This window comes from Roseibium marinum (assembly GCF_002906165.1).
GTDB classification, from domain to species: domain Bacteria; phylum Pseudomonadota; class Alphaproteobacteria; order Rhizobiales; family Stappiaceae; genus Roseibium; species Roseibium marinum.
On sequence record NZ_PPCN01000007.1, the window covers coordinates 61,348 to 78,023 of the forward strand.

General features: G+C 59.3%; 15 protein-coding genes. 6 read left to right on the forward strand and 9 right to left on the reverse strand.

All coding sequences use genetic code 11. From position 1 onward, the window contains the following. The first annotated feature begins 39 nt into the window (after positions 1-39). Entirely contained in the window at positions 40-855 is an 816-nt protein-coding gene (locus tag CLV41_RS15965; RefSeq protein ID WP_103223429.1) for an aldo/keto reductase, read from the forward strand. Positions 856-952: 97 nt separating this feature from the next. Then, positions 953-1,990 carry a LacI family DNA-binding transcriptional regulator gene (locus tag CLV41_RS15970; protein ID WP_103223430.1) on the forward strand — a complete coding sequence of 346 codons (1,038 nt, stop codon included), beginning with the start codon at positions 953-955 and terminating at the stop codon, positions 1,988-1,990. A 63-nt stretch (positions 1,991-2,053) separates the two neighbouring features. Here the strand turns inward: CLV41_RS15970 and CLV41_RS15975 are convergent, their stop codons facing one another. From CLV41_RS15975 to CLV41_RS16000, 6 genes are all read right to left on the reverse strand, one after another. Further along, positions 2,054-2,773, reverse strand: coding sequence for an alpha/beta fold hydrolase (locus tag CLV41_RS15975; protein WP_170107219.1), 720 nt, complete (start codon positions 2,771-2,773; stop codon positions 2,054-2,056). Beyond that, the gene (locus CLV41_RS15980; protein ID WP_103223432.1) at positions 2,766-3,764 is read right to left on the reverse strand and encodes an ABC transporter ATP-binding protein; all 999 of its coding nucleotides are present in this window, start codon (positions 3,762-3,764) and stop codon (positions 2,766-2,768) included. Before CLV41_RS15980 ends, CLV41_RS15975 begins: the two co-directional genes overlap by 8 nt. Then, positions 3,761-4,786 carry an ABC transporter ATP-binding protein gene (locus CLV41_RS15985; RefSeq protein WP_235867151.1) on the reverse strand — a complete coding sequence of 342 codons (1,026 nt, stop codon included), beginning with the start codon at positions 4,784-4,786 and terminating at the stop codon, positions 3,761-3,763. The genes CLV41_RS15980 and CLV41_RS15985 overlap by 4 nt, the downstream gene beginning before the upstream one ends. A gap of 1 nt (position 4,787) precedes the next feature. Next, a complete protein-coding gene (locus tag CLV41_RS15990) occupies positions 4,788-5,681 on the reverse strand; it encodes an ABC transporter permease (protein WP_170107220.1) in 894 nt (297 codons plus the stop codon). A gap of 7 nt (positions 5,682-5,688) precedes the next feature. Then, positions 5,689-6,630 carry an ABC transporter permease gene (locus CLV41_RS15995; RefSeq protein ID WP_103223435.1) on the reverse strand — a complete coding sequence of 314 codons (942 nt, stop codon included), beginning with the start codon at positions 6,628-6,630 and terminating at the stop codon, positions 5,689-5,691. Positions 6,631-6,824: 194 nt separating this feature from the next. Further along, positions 6,825-8,363 carry an ABC transporter substrate-binding protein gene (locus tag CLV41_RS16000; protein WP_146048579.1) on the reverse strand — a complete coding sequence of 513 codons (1,539 nt, stop codon included), beginning with the start codon at positions 8,361-8,363 and terminating at the stop codon, positions 6,825-6,827. 261 nt (positions 8,364-8,624) lie between these two features. Here CLV41_RS16000 and CLV41_RS16005 point away from each other — a divergent pair, with 261 nt between their 5' ends. Beyond that, positions 8,625-9,635 (forward strand): LacI family DNA-binding transcriptional regulator, encoded by a 1,011-nt coding sequence (locus CLV41_RS16005; protein WP_170107221.1) that lies wholly within the window; start codon positions 8,625-8,627, stop codon positions 9,633-9,635. 30 nt (positions 9,636-9,665) lie between these two features. On the opposite strand, the gene CLV41_RS16010 is transcribed toward CLV41_RS16005, so the two are convergent. From CLV41_RS16010 to CLV41_RS16020, 3 genes are read right to left on the reverse strand one after another with little or no spacing between them, the layout of a single operon-like run. Then, complete coding sequence (locus CLV41_RS16010; protein ID WP_103223438.1) at positions 9,666-10,448, reverse strand: ATP-binding cassette domain-containing protein; 783 nt, start codon at positions 10,446-10,448, stop codon at positions 9,666-9,668. 11 nt (positions 10,449-10,459) lie between these two features. Then, positions 10,460-11,431 (reverse strand): ABC transporter permease, encoded by a 972-nt coding sequence (locus CLV41_RS16015; protein WP_103223439.1) that lies wholly within the window; start codon positions 11,429-11,431, stop codon positions 10,460-10,462. Positions 11,432-11,479: 48 nt separating this feature from the next. Then, on the reverse strand, positions 11,480-12,460 hold the full coding sequence (locus CLV41_RS16020) for a sugar ABC transporter substrate-binding protein (protein ID WP_103223440.1): 981 nt from the start codon (positions 12,458-12,460) through the stop codon (positions 11,480-11,482). 238 nt (positions 12,461-12,698) lie between these two features. Between CLV41_RS16020 and CLV41_RS16025 the strand changes: the two genes are divergently transcribed. The 3 genes from CLV41_RS16025 to CLV41_RS16035 all read left to right on the forward strand — a co-directional run bounded on the left by CLV41_RS16025 (position 12,699) and on the right by CLV41_RS16035 (position 16,644). Continuing rightward, complete coding sequence (locus CLV41_RS16025) at positions 12,699-13,343, forward strand: SGNH/GDSL hydrolase family protein (protein WP_103223441.1); 645 nt, start codon at positions 12,699-12,701, stop codon at positions 13,341-13,343. 114 nt (positions 13,344-13,457) lie between these two features. Further along, positions 13,458-14,504: an ROK family transcriptional regulator gene (locus CLV41_RS16030; protein WP_170107222.1), complete on the forward strand. Its 1,047-nt coding sequence runs from the start codon at positions 13,458-13,460 to the stop codon at positions 14,502-14,504. A gap of 325 nt (positions 14,505-14,829) precedes the next feature. After that, the gene (locus CLV41_RS16035; RefSeq protein ID WP_235867152.1) at positions 14,830-16,644 is read left to right on the forward strand and encodes a PHA/PHB synthase family protein; all 1,815 of its coding nucleotides are present in this window, start codon (positions 14,830-14,832) and stop codon (positions 16,642-16,644) included. Positions 16,645-16,676: the final 32 nt, after the last annotated feature.

The window sequence follows — 16,676 nt, forward strand, 5'->3', positions numbered from 1 at the left end:
GATCAAGCAGTGGGATTAAAAAAACTGGGAGCAATTTAAATGCACAAAATCAAGGGTTTGATGCCGGGGTTGGGCTTCGGCACTTATGGCCGCGTCGGAGAGGACGGAATTGAAGCGATCCGCTTCGCCCTGGAATGCGGTTACCGGCATCTGGACACCGCCCAGTCCTATGGAACCGAGAGCGAGGTCGGAAGCGCGGTCCGACGGTCCGGGCTGGATCGCGACGAGGTTTTCGTGACCACCAAGGTCGGTTCCTCGCATTTGGGTCCCGGCCGGTTGATAGCCTCCCTGGAGGACAGTCTGCGCAGACTGGAGATGGACGTGGTTGACCTGACCCTCATCCACTGGCCCTCACCCAACGGCGAAATCCCTTTGGCGGTTTATCTGGAGCAACTGGCGGAGGCGAAGGAAAAGGGCCTGACCAAGTCGATCGGCGTCTCCAATTTCACCATCGCGCTTCTTAAAGAGGCTGAAACAATCGTCGGAAAATCGCAGCTGCTGACCAATCAGGTAGAGCTGAACCCACTCTTCCAGAACAGGAAGCTGGCGGAATACTGCGAAGAACTCGGTATATCCGTTACCTGTTACCGTCCTCTCGCCCAGGGAGAACTGCTCGATAACCCGGTTCTGCAGGCCATCGCCGAAAACCAGGACGCGACCGCTTCGCAGGTCGCGCTGGCGTGGGAACTGGCGAAAGGCTATGCGGCCATCCCCACCTCCTCCTCGCGGGAGCGCATTGCGAATAATTTCGCTGCAGGGGACGTGACCCTGAGCGCTCAGGACATGACCGCGATCGAAGGCGTGAAGCAGATCGACAGGGCCATCGACCCGGCCTGGGGACCGGACTGGGACTAGATCATTCTTCAGCAGAGAGGGCAAAACTAGGCGGTTGCCCTTCCCTTTGCCGGGTTGTATTAACGTTCGCCCTGAGACACGCGGAGAGAACAGGTTTATGCCAAAGTCGGGAGCAAGACTGAAAGACGTGGCGGAACTGACCGGTTTCTCCGTCAATACGGTCTCCCTTGCCCTGCGGGACAGCCCCCGCATACCGGACGAGACGCGCGACAGGATCAAGTCGGCGGCCGAGCAGCTCAACTACCTGCCCAATCAGGTCGCCAAATCCCTGGTGAGCAGGGAGACAAGAGCGATCGGCCTCATCCTCACCGATATGCAGAACCCGATCCTGACGAATGTCGCCCAGTCCGTGGAACGCAAACTGGCGGCCCGTGGCTACACAACACTTTTCGCCACATCTAACAACAATCAGGAAGAAGAAGTCCGGATGATAGACACGTTCCGCGCGCGGCGCGCGGATGGCATGCTCATCTTCCCCTTCCGGCACGGCGACCTCGACCACATCCGCCGCCTGCGCAATCACAATTATCCCGTCGTGCTGCTCGTGGGCGAGCAGGGAGCCGGCATCGATGCCGTGTCGATGGATGAAAGAGCGGGCGCCAGCAAGGCGACAGGCCACCTTCTGGCGACCGGCCACCGGCGTATCGCGTTGATTGACGGCGGCTCGTCGCTCGGAAATCCGGAAAAGATGGATGGATACCGGGCGGCGCACCGGGCCGCGGGCGTTGCCGTCTGCGATGAGCTGCTGATCAACCCCACGGGACACTCGGTGGAGACCGGTTACTGGGCCATGGACCTGTTGGTCAAGTCAGGGCACGACTTCACGGCCGTATTCGCAACCAATGATTCCCTGGCGCTCGGGATCATCCGATATTGCAAGAAACACGCGATCAGGGTGCCCGAAGACCTGTCGGTGGTCGGGTTCGACAACACGGAATTCGGAGCGTTCGCCGAAACCGCGCTGACGACCGTAAGCTACGATGTCGAGCGCATCACGTCCCTGGCTGTCGACCGCGTTCTCGACCTGATTGCACACAAGACCGGTCTTCCCGATCCGCGCATCATACAGCTGGAGCCGGACCTTCTGGTCCGCGAAAGTTCCGCGCGGGCTGCATCCGCGAAGGAATTGCCTTAGAAAACCGCCCCTCCCCTCAAAACCGGCATATGCCGGCCAGTGTTCCGCAGCTTGAGGAGTAACTCAGGCGACCAGAGGCGCTTCCACGGACAGAAACCAGTCGTTCAGGCTCCGGAACACTTCATCGGGGCATTCCAGAGGCGGGCAGTGTCCGCAATTTTCGAATTCGAGATAGGTCGCAGACGGAACCAGCCGATGCATTTCCCTGGAATTTTCCGGTGGAATGATCTCATCGTTTTTGCCAACGGCGATCAGGACGGGACAAGGGCAGCGGGCAAGATCCGGCCGCGAATCCGGTCTGGAAAGAATGGCTTCGGTCTGGCGCTCCAGAGCTGAAAAGCCAAGGGTCTCTGACGATTGCACAATCGCCTCGACCAATGCGGGATCGGCGCCGTCAGGATCGAACAGGCACCGCTTCATGTTCTGGGTCTGATAGCTTCGCATGCCTTCCGAGCGGGCCACGCTCAGGGCTTCCGTCCGCCGCGGCCGTGAAAACGCCGACTCCGGCGCGGCGGTCGTCGCGATCAGCGTAAGGCTGAGCAATCGCTCCGGCCAGCGACGCAGGATTTCGAAGGCGACATAGCCACCCATGGACCAGCCGACCAGATGGAACCGGGGCGGAAGCTGGCCGATGATGCGTTCGCCCATGCCGAAGATGGTGTCTTCAAACTGATGGCCCCTGGGCACGGTGACGGGATACTGGCGCGCCAGCCTGCCGAGAAGATTGAGCCATGAAATTCCGTCAGCCTGCAGCCCGGGAATGAGAACAACGGAATTATTCATGCGGCGGACCCTTTTCAATTTCCGCATCGAGCCGAAGACAGGCCGCGCGGTGTTCGGCTCCCGGAGGTTGACTGGTCGGGACTGTGTTTGCGCATTCCTCGATGGCAATCGGGCAGCGCGTTCGAAAATGACAGCCTGACGGTGGCGACAGGGGGCTCGGCAGCTCTCCCCGAACTTCCGGCTTTGCGTGCCGGGCCGATGGAAGCGGATGCGGCACCGAGCCGAGGAGCATCCGCGTGTAGGGATGTTTTGGATCGGAGAACAGCTTTTGCGTCGGGCCGATTTCCACGATCCTGCCGAGATACATCACCGCGGTGCGGTCAGCGATGTGATTGACCACGGACAGGTCGTGAGAAACGAACACCATGGCCAGGCCCATACGCTCCTTGATATCGAGCAGAAGATTGAGGATCTGCGCCTGGATGGACACATCGAGCGCGGAAACCGGTTCGTCCGCGATCAGGACATCGGGTTCCGCCGCGATCGCTCTTGCAATGCCGACCCTCTGGCATTGCCCACCCGAAAGCTCATGAGGGAACCGGTCCAGATGGTGGCCCGACAGGCCCACCTGAGCGGCAAGGTCCTCGGTGCGACGCCCTATCGAAACCGCATCCAGGCGGGTGAAATTGGTCAGGGGTTCGCAGATGCTGGCTCGCGCCGTCATGCGCGGATTGAGCGATGCCACAGGATCCTGAAAGATCATCTGAATGTGCCTGCGCCGGGACTTCAGCTCACTCGGGGCCAGTCCCGACCATGCGGCGCCGTTAAGCCGCACCGAACCGCCGGTCGGGTGGTCCAGAGCCATCATGATACGGGCCAGGGTCGACTTGCCACAGCCGGATTCCCCCACCAGGCCCAGGGTCTCCCCGGCTCTCAGGGAAAGGTTGACCCGGTCGACCGCGCGCAAGTGATGGCGCGGACGGCCGCTGGCCAATTGGCCAACGGGAAAATCCCGCGAAACGCCGTCGATATCGAGAACCGCGTCGCTCATCTCCAGGCCCTCACGATGGAATTCTCCGCAAGTTCGGCAAAAACCGAGGCGTGCTCGAAACAACGGGTGGAATGCCCGCTTCCCAGATCCGAGGGCTGCGGCACCTCCCGACGGCATCTGGAACCGGCGAAAGCGCAGCGTGGCGCGAACGCGCAATGGTCCGCTGCGCGCGCCAGCCGGGGAACACTGCCGGGAATTTCCTGAAGACGCCCCTGATGGACCTGACCGTCTGACGGCAGGGAGCGCATGAGGCCGGCCGTATAGCCGTGCGAGGGGCGGCGGAAAACCGCCTCGACAGGACCGTCTTCCACAATGCGACCTGCATACATCACGGCCACCCGGTCCGCGGCTGCCGCCACGACCCCCAGATCGTGCGTAATCAGGACGACGCTCATGCCGAGATCGGTGCGCAGCTCATCGATAAGCGCCATGATCTGCGCCTGTACGGTGACATCGAGCGCGGTGGTCGGTTCGTCCGCAATCAGGAGTTCGGGTTCGCAGACCAGCGCCATGGCGATCATTACCCTTTGCCGCATTCCACCGGAAAGTTCATGCGGATAGGAGGCCAACCGTCGGGCCGGATCGGGAATGCGGACGAGATCCAGCATCCGCAAGGCCTGTTGCCGTGCCTGTTTCCAGCTGACACCCCTGTGCCGGCGGACGACTTCCCCGATCTGGAATCCAACGGTGTGAACAGGATTGAGCGACGTCATCGGGTCCTGGAAGATCATACCGATCCTGTTGCCGCGGATTTTGCGCAGCGCGCGCTGCGAGGCTCCTGCGAGATCCATGTCCCCCAACCGGATGTCGCTTGCGCTAATATGGGCGACGCGTTTTGGCAGCAGTCCCAGGATAGCCATCATCGCGGCGCTCTTCCCGCATCCGGATTCGCCGACAAGCGAGAGAATTTCACCCTGTTTCACGCTCAAGCTGACATTGTCGAGGGCTTGAAGCGCGGTTTTGCCGCGTCCGAATGTAAGACTGAGATTGCTGACCGTCAGAACGGTATCGGAAGTCCTCATGTCAGATGCTCCGTGCCATTTTGCGGGGATCGAGCGCATCCGACAGCCTGTCTCCCAGAACATTTGTCACCAGCACAAGAAGCGACAGAAGCGCACCCGGATAGACCATCAGCATTGGATAGAATTGAAAGAACTTGCGCGCATCGGCCATCATCCCGCCCCAACTCGGAATGTCGGGAGGAGTTCCAACACCCAGAAAACTCAGCACCGCGGAGGCGATAATCGCCGAGGCCGCCGCATAGGTTGCCTGCACGATCACCGGCGCGATTGTGTTGGGAAGGATATGTTTCGTAACCAGCTTCAACCCGCCCGTCCCGACCGAAACGGCCGCGTCGACATAGGGCTGTTCGCGCACAGACAGAACCACGGAGCGCACCAGCCGCACCATGCGCGGAATTTCCGGAATGGAAATCGCGATGATCAATGTCGTCAGTCCCGGCTGCAGCAATGCCGCGAGCGCGATGGCGAGCAAAACCGCGGGAATGGCCATCATCGCGTCGATGACCCGCATGACAAGTGCCCCGCCCAGCCGGTTCATCCCGGCGAATATCCCGATGGCGACACCGGGAATGGCAGACAGAATGGCGACGGACACACCGACGGTCAGCGACATGCGCGCACCGTTCATCGCCCGGGCGAAGACATCCCGGCCAAGGTGATCCGTCCCCCAGAACGCCTCGAAGGACGGGGGCCGGAGGCGTAGCGCGGGATTGATGGCAAGCGGATCGCCGGCCAGCAAAGGAGCAAGGGCCGCCATTGCGAGAAAGCCGAGCAGGATCAGGGAACAGATAATGGTCCACGGCTCGCGGGCCGCCTCCATCAGGGCTTCCAGCGTCGGATTGCGGCGTTCGGGAACCGGTGCGCTGGCGTTCAATCGGATTTGTGAATCGCTCACGGCCATCTCAGCCCCTTATCCGCGGATCGATATAGGCATAACTCAGATCGACAAGCAGGTTGATGAAGATGAGAGCTACAGAGAAGAACAGGATGACCCCCTGGATCACCGGATAGTCGCGCCGTGTTACCGCATCGACGGTCAGCCGCCCGATGCCGGGTATGTTGAAGACGGATTCCGTCACCACCACGCCGCCGATCAAGGTCGCAAAACCGATGCCGATGACGGTGATGACAGGAACGCCCACGCTCCTGAGTGCATGAACGAACAGAATCCGCGGCGCGCCAAGCCCCTTGGCATGCGCCGTGCGGATGTAGTTTTCACCTAGCGCTTCCAGAACTGAGGCGCGGGTAACCCGGGCGATCAAGGCCGAGAAGACGAAAGCCAGGGCGATTGCGGGAAGCGTGACGCTGTTGAGGGTCGCCATCCAGCCGTCGGCGAGCCATTTGTAGCCCTGCACCGGGAAAAGCCGCAGCTTCACGGCAAAGAAATACACCAGAAGATAGGCGATCACGAAGACCGGTATGGAAAACCCGGCGACGGCGATCCCCATCGATATGCGGTCGATAATGCTGTTCGCCTTCCAGGCGGAGACGGCACCGAGCGGGACCGCGACCAGCACGGTCAGAACGAGCGTGACGAAACTGAGGACCAGTGTCGGCTCGACCCTTTGCGCGATCAGTTGCGTCACCGGTTTGCCGGAATAGATGGACTTGCCGAGATCAAGCCTCAAGGCATCGCCGAGCCAGAGCCCGAACTGCTGCACAAGCGGAAGGTCCAGATGAAGCCGTGTCCTGATTTCGGCGACCTGGGACGGCGTGGCATTGTCCCCGGCCAGCAAAATAGCCGGGTCTCCCGGCGTGATGTGAGCCAGGGAAAATATGAACACTGAAACCAGCAGAAGCGTGGGTATGCCTGCCAGAATACGGGCGGCAGCGTAGCGGATCATCAATTCAATTCCTGAATGGAACCCAAGACCAACCTGAATTTGCAGGCCAGATTTTACAGGCCTGATTTTACAGGAAAGCGTTTGAAAGCAGAAAAGTGGACTTGCCATATCGTGTATTGGCGTCTTTTCGGCGGTCGATTGAACGCGGGAAGAAGTTGCACGGACCGCGGCGGCTGGCGCCGCGGTCCGGCAGCCTAGTTCGTCCGTTCGAGATTCCAGAAGAACGGAACCGGGCCGTCGATATAGCCCTTCAGATCCGTTGCAAGACCGACGGACGGAAAGGCCTGGCCGAGCGGAACATAGCTGACGAGATCATGGGTGATCTCCTGCATCTCGGTCGCCAGCTTCTTGCGGTCATCCTCGCTCGTCGCGACAGCGAACTGTTTGCGCAGATCCTGCAGGCGTTCCGAACAGGCCCAGCCAAACCAGGAGTTGTCGCAATCCCCGGACACATAGACATTCGTCATCGGATTGGACTGGTCGACGAACCCCCAACCGGTGAAGAAAACATTCCAGCCGCCATTTTCGACCGGTTCCTTGCTTGCCCGCCGGGTCGCGACGGTCGCCCAGTCGGTCGGCTGCACATCGACGTTGAAACCAGCCTCTTTCAGCATCGGCGCCAGGACCGAATAGAAATTGTCCTGTGAGGCAATGTCGGTGACATGCATGATCAGCACCGGCGTGCCGTCATAACCGGCTTCTTCGAGAAGTTTTTTGGCCGCCTCCGGATCACGCTTCAGCACCCGGTCGGTGTTGATATCGCTCGCGTAAGGCGTGTCGCAGAAAAACACCGCCGCGCATTCCAGATAACTGTCGGTGACATCACCGAAAGCGGCCTGAAGAAACGGCGTCTGCTCGACAGCGAGCTGCAGGGCATGCCGGATCTTGGGATTGTCGAATGGCGGGTTGAGATGGTTCACGACGAGCTGAGCGGAATTGCCGGATTGGCGCGCAGCGACGGTTTTCGCGGTTTCCACACCGTCGAAGAACATCAGCATGTCCGCCGGAACTTCCTCGATCCAGTCGATTTCACCGGCGATCAGCGCATTGATGGCGGTCGCGGTATCCGGGATATACTGGATCTCCACCTTGTCGAAATGAGCGACCTTGCCGCCGGCTGCGAGGCTGGCCGGTTCACTGCGAGGTACATAGTCGTCGAATTTTTTAAAGACGACGATGCTTCCCGGGACCCACTCGTCCGGCAGCAGCTTGTAGGGGCCGGAACCGATCGGTTCGGTGACCGCTTCACTCGCCGGTTTGGCGGCCTGCTCTGCCGGCATGATGACCGGAACGTTGGACGAGATCTTGCCGAGCGCGTCGAGAACCAGCCCCCAGGGCTCGTTGAGCGTAAGAACGACCGTCTTGTCGTCCGCCGCTTCCAGGCTCGCCGTCTTGGAGAACAGGATTTTGCCGAGACCGTCCACGCTCCCCCAGCGCTTGAGCGAAGCGACAGCATCCTCGGCGGTTACCGGCGAACCATCGTGAAACTTGAGGCCGTCGCGAAGCGTGATCGTGTAGACGAGCCCGTCGTCCGAGACGACCGCACCCTCGGCCATCTGCGGTTGGACCTTGTAGTTCTCATCCATCGCAAACAGCGTATCGAACATCAGATACGAGGCATTGCGAATGGTGAAATTGGTCGTTGAGATCGGGTCGAGAACATTGACGTCGCCATTCATGCGAAGGCGTAACGTTTCTTCGGCCGATGCGGCCTGGGCAGTAACCAAAAGCACTGCAAGTCCGAAAGCACGGAATAGATGTCGCGGCACTTCACTATCCTCCCTGAAAGTGTCCACAAATCGTTTCGTGCAAGCTCCTCCCCCGGTTCAATTGACTAAATCATGCCGGTTTGTCGGAAACACGAAACGTTACGCATGATACCGCGCTCTGAAACAAATGCAACTGCTTTTCCGGCGACAATCCTTGATAAATCCGTTAGTTTGGGAAAAATAAGAACGCGAACCGTTACGCGTAAACACTATAAAAGAGAGAAAATGGCCACCATCCGCGACGTCGCGCGCCTTGCAAACGTTTCCCCGACCACAGTGTCCGCGACCCTCACCGGCTCCGCTCCGGTCAGCGAGGAACTCAAGAAGCGGGTCTGGGAGGCTGTCAAGAAGGCCAACTACCGTCCGGACCCCTTCGCGCGCAATCTGCGCATGGGTGTCTCGACGACCATCGGATTCGTCGCGCCGGACATCGCCGCGCCATGGGTCTCCCACCTCGCCAAGGCCGTTCAACGGTCGGTCGCGGACCGGGGATACAACATGCTGCTGGCCAGCAATGAAGACGACCCCGAACGCGAAATGGCGGATATTGCGCTTATGATCAGCCATCGTGTCGCCGGACTGATCATTGCCCCGACAAGCCTTGGCGAGGGTTATGCGGAGCGTTTCGCCACCGCCGTTTCCTGTCCCGCCGTGCTCGTCGACCGTGTCGTGGCGCCGGAGAAGTTCGATGCGGTCGCCGACGACAACGAACTGGGCGGCACGCTGGTGGCCGAATATCTTCTGCGCCTCGGCCACCAGCGCGCGGCCATGCTCGTCGGACGTCCGGGCATCTCGGCTTCCTATGAACGCTTCGACGCCGTGAAGGCCGCCTATGCGAAAGCCGGCCATCCCATGGACGACCGGTTCGTCTGCCATGCGGTGCATACGGCGGATATCGCCTATTCCCAGGTTCAGCGGCTGATGTCGCAGCCCGAACGGCCAACCGTGATTATCTGCATTTCCAATCCCCAGGTGCAGGGAACGATGGCCGGTTTGAAAAACATGGGTCTGCGGGTGCCGGACGACGTTTCCGTCATCAGTTTCGACGGCTTCAATCCGACGGAAGGCTGGGACCCGTCGATCACCTGCCTTGTGCAGGATACGGCAACGCTCAGCAACATTGCGGTCGACCGCCTGCTTGCGCGCATGGATGACAAGGAAGGTCTTGAAAGCGAGGTTTTCCGCATCCGGCCGCGCATGAGAATCGGAACATCCTGCGCGCCTCCGACAGCTTGACGAACCCGTCGAGCCTTGGCTCGTAATACGTCAGTCTATCTGTTCGATTTCTTCTTCAAGCTCCGACAGGAGTTCGCCACCGGCCATGAGGTTCAGCACGTCTTCGCGTGACTTTTCCCCCCGGCTGAATGAAGCCGCGACTTCTCCCTGAATGAGTACGCAGAAATCGTCCCCCACACTCATCGCATGGCGCGCGTTGTGGGTGATGAAGACGATGCCGGCACCGTTTTTTCGGGCGATCCGCATCATCTTCAGCACCATCGCGGCTTCCTTGACGCCGAGCGCCGATGTCGGCTCGTCCAGGATCAGCAGCTTAGCGCCGAAATACATAGCCCTGCCGATGGCAAGCACCTGCCTTTCACCGCCCGACATGGTGCCAACCAGCTGCTCGCCGTTTGTCACCCTGGTCAGACCGAATTTCTGCATCTGCCGAACCGCTTCCCGGTTGGCGAAATTCGTATCGATCCTTTGGAACGGCCAGACGCCTGTTTTCGGTTCCGCGCCGAGGAAAAAATTGCGCCCAACGCTCATCAGCGGGATCGATCCGACATCCTGATGAACGGTCGCAATGCCGCGCTGCCGGGCTTCGCGCGGGCTGGCGAACCGGACTTCCTCGTTTTCGAAATACACCTTGCCGGATGTGGGTTGATGATAACCGGACAGGATCTTGATCAGCGTGGATTTACCCGCGCCGTTGTCTCCCAGCAGGCAGAGAATCTTGCCTGGCTCAACCAGCATTGAAATGTTTTTCAATGCCCTGGTGGAGCCAAAGGATTTATCGACACCGGCAAGCTGCATCAAATGCGTCGTCATGTGAGGTCTTCCTAGCTTGACGACAGCGCAAGGCGCCGCACGTAGTTGTTCGCCAGGACGGCAATACCGAGAAGAACGCCCAGAAACAGCTGGATCCAGTCCGTATTCCATCCGGTATAAAAGATCCCTGATGAAATGGCGCCGAAAAGTGCCGTGCCGAAGACGACCCCCACGACGCTGCCATAGCCCCCCGTCAGCAGGACGCCGCCGATAACGACCACGATGGGTGCCTGGAAGACATAGCCCATGCCATAAGTCGAATTGCCTGAGTTCCATTGAACCGCCTGAAGGATCCCGACCAGCGCGGCGGCTGTGCCGGTGGCGACGAAAAGCGAGATCTTGACGCGCTGCACCGGCACCCCCGCCCCGCGCGCCGCATCCAGATTGCCGCCGGTGGCATAGATCCAGTTGCCGAAAACACTCCTGCTCAGCACCCAGAAGCCGGCAAGTGCGACGAGCACCCACCAGACAATGGAAATATTCGCCTGCCCCCAGCGGGCGGCAAAGACGAATTTCGCGCTGTCGGAGGCGATGACGGATGAAGAGGTCACATTGGCGATAAGCCGCGAAAAACCCATCGTCGCGCCGATGACGATGAAATTCGTCGCCAGCGTGACGATGAAGGACGGCAGTTTCGTCTTGACGACGGCCAGCCCGTTGCAAAGTCCGATCAGCGCCCCACCCGCAAGGGCAAGAAACACCATCGGCCAGATGGGCAGCCCGAAGTGGTTGGTTCCAAGGGCCAGTATCATCGATGCGGCCCCCACGGTGGATCCGATCGACAGATCGAATTCACCGCAAATCATCAGCAAGCCGATCGGGATGGCGACAATCCCGAGCTCGGCGGCAAGATTCATCCAGCCGGCGGTCCCGTTTACCGATACGAAACCGTTGCCCGATGTTGCGGCCGCAAAGAAAAGATAAGTTAGAAGAAACGCGGCGAAAGCGCCGGTTTCCGGCCGCCGGACAATGCTCTTTATCAAGTGAAACTCCCTGTGTGGGGCTGGGACCTTGGGCCGGGAAAGTAGCGCTCAGGAAGCGCCACGTACTCCGGAATGCTCCCTGTTGACCTTGAGCACCTTGTCGACATTGGACTTGTCGATGACAAGCGGGCCGGTCTTGACGTGTCCGATCGGCTGCAAGCCGTATTTCAGGTACTGATCGGCGATCTGAATGGACATGAAACCCTGCAGATAAGGCTGCTGGTCCATGGCGAAGGCAAGATCTCCGGCCTTGATCGCCTCGAGCGCTTCGTTCGACAGATCCGCGGTTCCGATCATGATTTCACCGGAACGCCCGACCTCTTCCACGGCCCGCAGGGCACTCATGGCGGGAACCGCGTTCAACGTATAGATACCGTCAATATCGGAATTTGCCTGTAGCGTTCCCTTGATCGCCTGGGTCATGGCCTGGGGATTGGTGGCATCGCCCGTGCCGATGGTCTGATAGATCGTCTCAGCGCCGGCATCCTTCATCGCCGCCACATAGCCGTTGCACCGTTCCTCGACCGTCGGATTGCCCGGAACCTGATTGAAGCAAAGACCCTTCTTTACGCCCGCTCCGGCCTGAATTTCCCCCGCCTTGTAACCCATCTGATAAGGGTCTTCGCCAATGAAGCCGATCGATCCGTTCTGCTCCCACAATGTCTGCCCGGAATTGTGGATCAGGACCGGAATACCATTCGCGGTGGCTTCCTTGATCAGGGGATCCATGCCGTCCGGAAAGAACTCTCCCACCAGCAGCATTTTGGGGTTCCGGCTGATCGCCTGCTGCAGCAGGCGCGGATAGTCGCTGGTCATGTTGGCGGTGTCGGTCACCGCGATATACTGATAATCGACGCCGTAGATTTCCGATGCGTCATCGAAGCCCTTCTTCACCGCTGCGAAGAACGGCCAGGACAAGGGACCGCTCACGACGAGTATCGGCCCGTCCGCGTCATCGGCCCTGGCAGATGTGCTCAAGCCTGCCGCGAGACACAGGGCTGCGGCGGCGATTCTCATTGATTTCAACATGGTTTTCACTCCTCCCGAGATCACGGCGAAGATCGGTCAGGAAAGGTTCGGCCTGTCCGCCGCTTCACCGCAGATCGGTTTTGATCATCCTCGAAAAAAACAGGTTGTCAATAGTTATTCACGATGATTTATTATTTATGAGGCAGCATTCCGGTGCGGCTTCAACACTGCGGGAGCAGGTGGTAAGACTGGAATAAACTACTGGCAATAAACATGGTTTTGTTTATCGGGAGACGATATGCGTTCGGTTTTGTGCTACGGGGACTCAAACACTTACGGACAAACGACGGCAAACAAACCGGATGACCGGTACGGGCATGACGTGCGCTGGCCGGGTGTCTTGCGCGAAATACTGGGCCACAAGTGGCTCGTCATTGAAGAAGGATTGAGTGGGCGGACAACCGTTTCCGACGACCCGATCGAAGGCGCTGAAAAGAATGGCAGAACCTATTTGCGGCCATGTATCATGAGCCACAAACCGCTGGATCTCGTCCTCATCATGCTGGGCACGAACGATCTCAAGATCAGGTTCAACAAAACCGCGGGCGAAATCGCCATGGGTGTTGGCGCCCTGGTTTCCGATATCAAATCCCTGCCGGCGGGAGTGGACGGCAAGGTTCCGGAGATAATGATCATCGCTCCGCCGCCCACCGCCCGGGATCTGAAGGAATGGTCGGGAGTGTTTCTTGGAGCGCAGGACAAATCACGAGAACTGGCGGGCGAATACGAACGGATCGCTGAAGCCAATGAAGTGCATTTTTTCGACGCCGGCTTGGTGGTGCGGTCCAGCAAAGAAGACGGGTTTCATCTCGGTGCAAAAGCACACAGCGTCCTTGGCCAGGCAATTGCCGTTGAAATTGAATCGATAGGTTGGCCGGATTGAACGGCTTGATCCCAGCCAAGCAGCATCAACTGACCGCACAAGAATGACCAGCACCTCAAACCCTGAAAGTACCCTATGCCTGACATGAGATTTGCTCCCCCGCCTTCAATCCGGATGGCGGATCGCAGCAGCGGCCTGAACCAGGTGCTCGCCCGCAGCTTTAACGAGCGGCTGATCATGTCCTTGCTGCTGCAGAACGACGGCATGACGCGGTTGCAGCTCGGTCAGGCAAGCGGCCTTTCGGCCCAGACCATCTCGGTGATCGTGCGGGCTCTGGAACGGGACAGGCTGATCAGCAAGGGCGAAGCCGTGCGGGGTCGGATCGGGCCGCCGACGACCCCGATCAGACTGAACCCCGACGGGGCCTTTTCGATAGGCCTGCACATCGGAATTTCCGTGCTCGAAGCCGCATTGATCGATTTCGTCGGCACGCCGCTGATGCTGAAATCCTCGCCGATAGGAAACTTCGACGCTGAGAACATTCTGGCAGGTCTGAGCAGCCTGGTTGTTGACATGACCGAGGAATGCGGTCCCGTGCGCAAATCCGGTCTTACCGGCATTGGCATAACCATGCCGAGAAACTTTGATGACCCCACGCTGTCGGACGCTGTTCACGATATCGATCTGGAAGACGAGATGCGGAACAGGACGGGTCTGGAGGTCTTCATTCAGAACGACGTCACGGCGACCGCCGGCGCGGAAAGCATGTTTGGCGCCGCCAGAAATCTCGGTGATCACCTTTTCTTTTATCTCGGCAGGACTATTCAACCCAGGCTGATCCTGGGCGGCAGGATCTATTCCGGATCGATTGCGGTGCCGCATCTGAAAATGCAAACGGCGGAGTTTCCGGATTTTAACGCGCTGAAACAAGCGCCGGATCAAGTCGGCCCGCAAATGGCGACCTGGATCCGGACATGCAGCGAAGGCCTCACCCGGCTCATCCTGGACTTCGGCAAATTCGCGTCAGTTCCCGATGTCGTCATTTCCGGACCTGTCCGGGACGACATTGCGGACGAAATCGTCCGCCTCACCCGGGATGAAATCACAGCGACCAAACCAGAAACGTCAATCGCGGCAAGCACGCTCGGGCCTTGGGCGCTCACGATCGGCGCCGCCGCCCTGCCGTTCCACACGCGTTTCATGGCGGACATGCTCTATTGAGAGCCGCCTGGGCGGATTTTCCGAGAGTCCGGGTTTCGAGTACCGGTCTGAATCAGGCAACTTTCATTTTGAAACATGTGATTTCACATCAGGAAAGCTGATGCAGATCGCGAGCGGCGGCATTTGCAATGCAGAAAATCCGTCCGGTTTGATGCCGATCAATATTCCGCCGCCATACACATCTAATATCGTCTCGCGAAACCGGCCCGCCCGATTGGCCGCTTCGCGGAAAGCGTACCGCAATGGCCACCGCTTATGAACCACACAGCCTGATCGGGCAGTTCAATGCCGAGGGCAATCGTCGCTTTTGTTACCGGAGATCATTGTGAAACAAGCTGTCTTCCCTGCCCTGCCATCCACGAATGTCCATTCCCTGATCGGCCGGCATCTTTCAGCAGCTCTCGCGGAGACGGGAGATCCCGATGACAGGATGTTCCTGATTGCGGACCGTTTCCATCATGCCGCGCTCGCCGCCATGACGCTCGGCATTTCACCGATCAGTCTGCTGCAGGCCTGGCAGGACTGGATGCTGCATCTTTCCATTTCTCCGGGCAAGCAACAGCAGATCCTGAGACAACTCGGCCGCAAGCAGGTCCGGCTCTCCAAATTTATTCTCGACTGCGCACTGATGGGCGAAAAGGCGGAATGCTGCATTGAGCCGCCACCGCAGGACCACCGTTTCAAGTCGCCTGCCTGGGAAAAATTCCCTTTCAATATCTACGCGCAGTCGTTTCTGCTGACGGAGCAATGGTGGCACGAGGCGGCTACGGGGGTGAGCGGCGTCACCGCCCAGCACGAAAGGTTGGTCGAATTCTACGCCCGGCAAATGATGGACATGTTTTCACCCGGCAATTTCGCGCTCACCAATCCGGATGTGATGCAGACAATGCTCCGGGAAAACGGCGCCAATTTCCTGCGCGGCTGGGGCTACATGCTGAGCGATGCCATGAAAGCCACTCAAATCCAGAAAGAAGATTCCGCGTTCAATCCCGGCGCGAACGTCGCGGTCACCCCCGGCGAAGTGGTCTATCGCAACGATCTCATCGAGCTCATTCAATATGCGCCCGCGACAGAGACCGTTCAGGCGGAACCAATCCTGATCGTTCCGGCCTGGATCATGAAATATTACATTCTCGACCTGTCGCCGGACAATTCCCTCATCCGCTATCTGGTCGATCAAGGCTTCACGGTTTTTTGCATATCCTGGATAAATCCGGACGAGCGCTACCGGGATGTCAGCCTGGAGGACTACATAGATCGCGGCGTCATGACAGCGCTCGAAGCGGTCGAGGCGATTACCGGATCTGAAAAAGTCCATGCCGCCGGATACTGCCTGGGCGGCACCTTGCTGGCCATGGCCGCCGCCGCCATGGCACGTGACGGCGAGGACCGGCTCCAGAGCCAGACCATGCTCGCCGCTCAGGTCGATTTCGACGAGCCAGGCGAACTTGGCCTGTTCATGGACGAGAGCCAGCTGTCCTTCATCGAGGACGTGATGTGGCTGAAGGGTTATCTCGATCAGTGGCAGATGGCCGGTGCCTTCCAGATGCTGCGCTCACAGGATCTGATCTGGTCCCGCATGATACTGGAATACATGCTGGGCCAGCGCCCCGGAACCAGCGATCTCATGGCCTGGAACGCGGATGCCACCCGTATGCCCTACCGGATGCATGCGGATTACCTGCGCCAGCTCTATCTCAACAACGACCTCTCGCAGGGCCGTTACAAAGTCGGCGGACACGATGTCCATCTCGAGGACATCCGCGTTCCCGTTTTTGCCGTCGGCACCACCACCGATCATGTCGCGCCTTGGAAATCGGTCTTCAAGCTGGTGCATCTGTTCGACACGGACGTCGATTTCGTCCTGACCTCCGGCGGGCACAATGCCGGCATCGTCTCCGAACCGGGGCACCCCCATCGCAGCTACCGCAAGCTTTTCTACAAGCACGGCGGCCCGCATCCGGATGCGGACGACTGGGAGAAGCAGGCAAAGGTCGAGGAAGGCTCCTGGTGGCCGCAATGGAGCAACTGGCTGAAGCGGCAGTCTTCGGGAACCGTACCGGCAAGGGCTGTAGGCAATCCGAAACGCGGTTATCCGCCTATGTGCAACGCTCCCGGCACCTATGTGAAAATGAAATAATGGTTCTTTCCGCACACCCGGCAGCGAATGTA

Bases quoted from the DNA above. Each gene is read 5' to 3' on its own strand.
- CLV41_RS15965 (WP_103223429.1), top strand. From the start codon at position 40: ATGCACAAAATCAAGGGTTTGATGCCGGGGTTGGGCTTCGGCACTTAT.
- CLV41_RS16020 (WP_103223440.1), bottom strand. From the start codon at position 12,460: ATGTTGAAATCAATGAGAATCGCCGCCGCAGCCCTGTGTCTCGCGGCA.
- CLV41_RS15980 (WP_103223432.1), bottom strand. From the start codon at position 3,764: ATGAGCGACGCGGTTCTCGATATCGACGGCGTTTCGCGGGATTTTCCC.
- CLV41_RS15970 (WP_103223430.1), top strand. From the start codon at position 953: ATGCCAAAGTCGGGAGCAAGACTGAAAGACGTGGCGGAACTGACCGGT.
- CLV41_RS15975 (WP_170107219.1), bottom strand. From the start codon at position 2,773: ATGAATAATTCCGTTGTTCTCATTCCCGGGCTGCAGGCTGACGGAATT.
- CLV41_RS16005 (WP_170107221.1), top strand. From the start codon at position 8,625: ATGGCCACCATCCGCGACGTCGCGCGCCTTGCAAACGTTTCCCCGACC.
- CLV41_RS15985 (WP_235867151.1), bottom strand. From the start codon at position 4,786: ATGAGGACTTCCGATACCGTTCTGACGGTCAGCAATCTCAGTCTTACA.
- CLV41_RS16025 (WP_103223441.1), top strand. From the start codon at position 12,699: ATGCGTTCGGTTTTGTGCTACGGGGACTCAAACACTTACGGACAAACG.
- CLV41_RS16010 (WP_103223438.1), bottom strand. From the start codon at position 10,448: ATGACGACGCATTTGATGCAGCTTGCCGGTGTCGATAAATCCTTTGGC.
- CLV41_RS16030 (WP_170107222.1), top strand. From the start codon at position 13,458: ATGGCGGATCGCAGCAGCGGCCTGAACCAGGTGCTCGCCCGCAGCTTT.
- CLV41_RS15995 (WP_103223435.1), bottom strand. From the start codon at position 6,630: ATGATCCGCTACGCTGCCGCCCGTATTCTGGCAGGCATACCCACGCTT.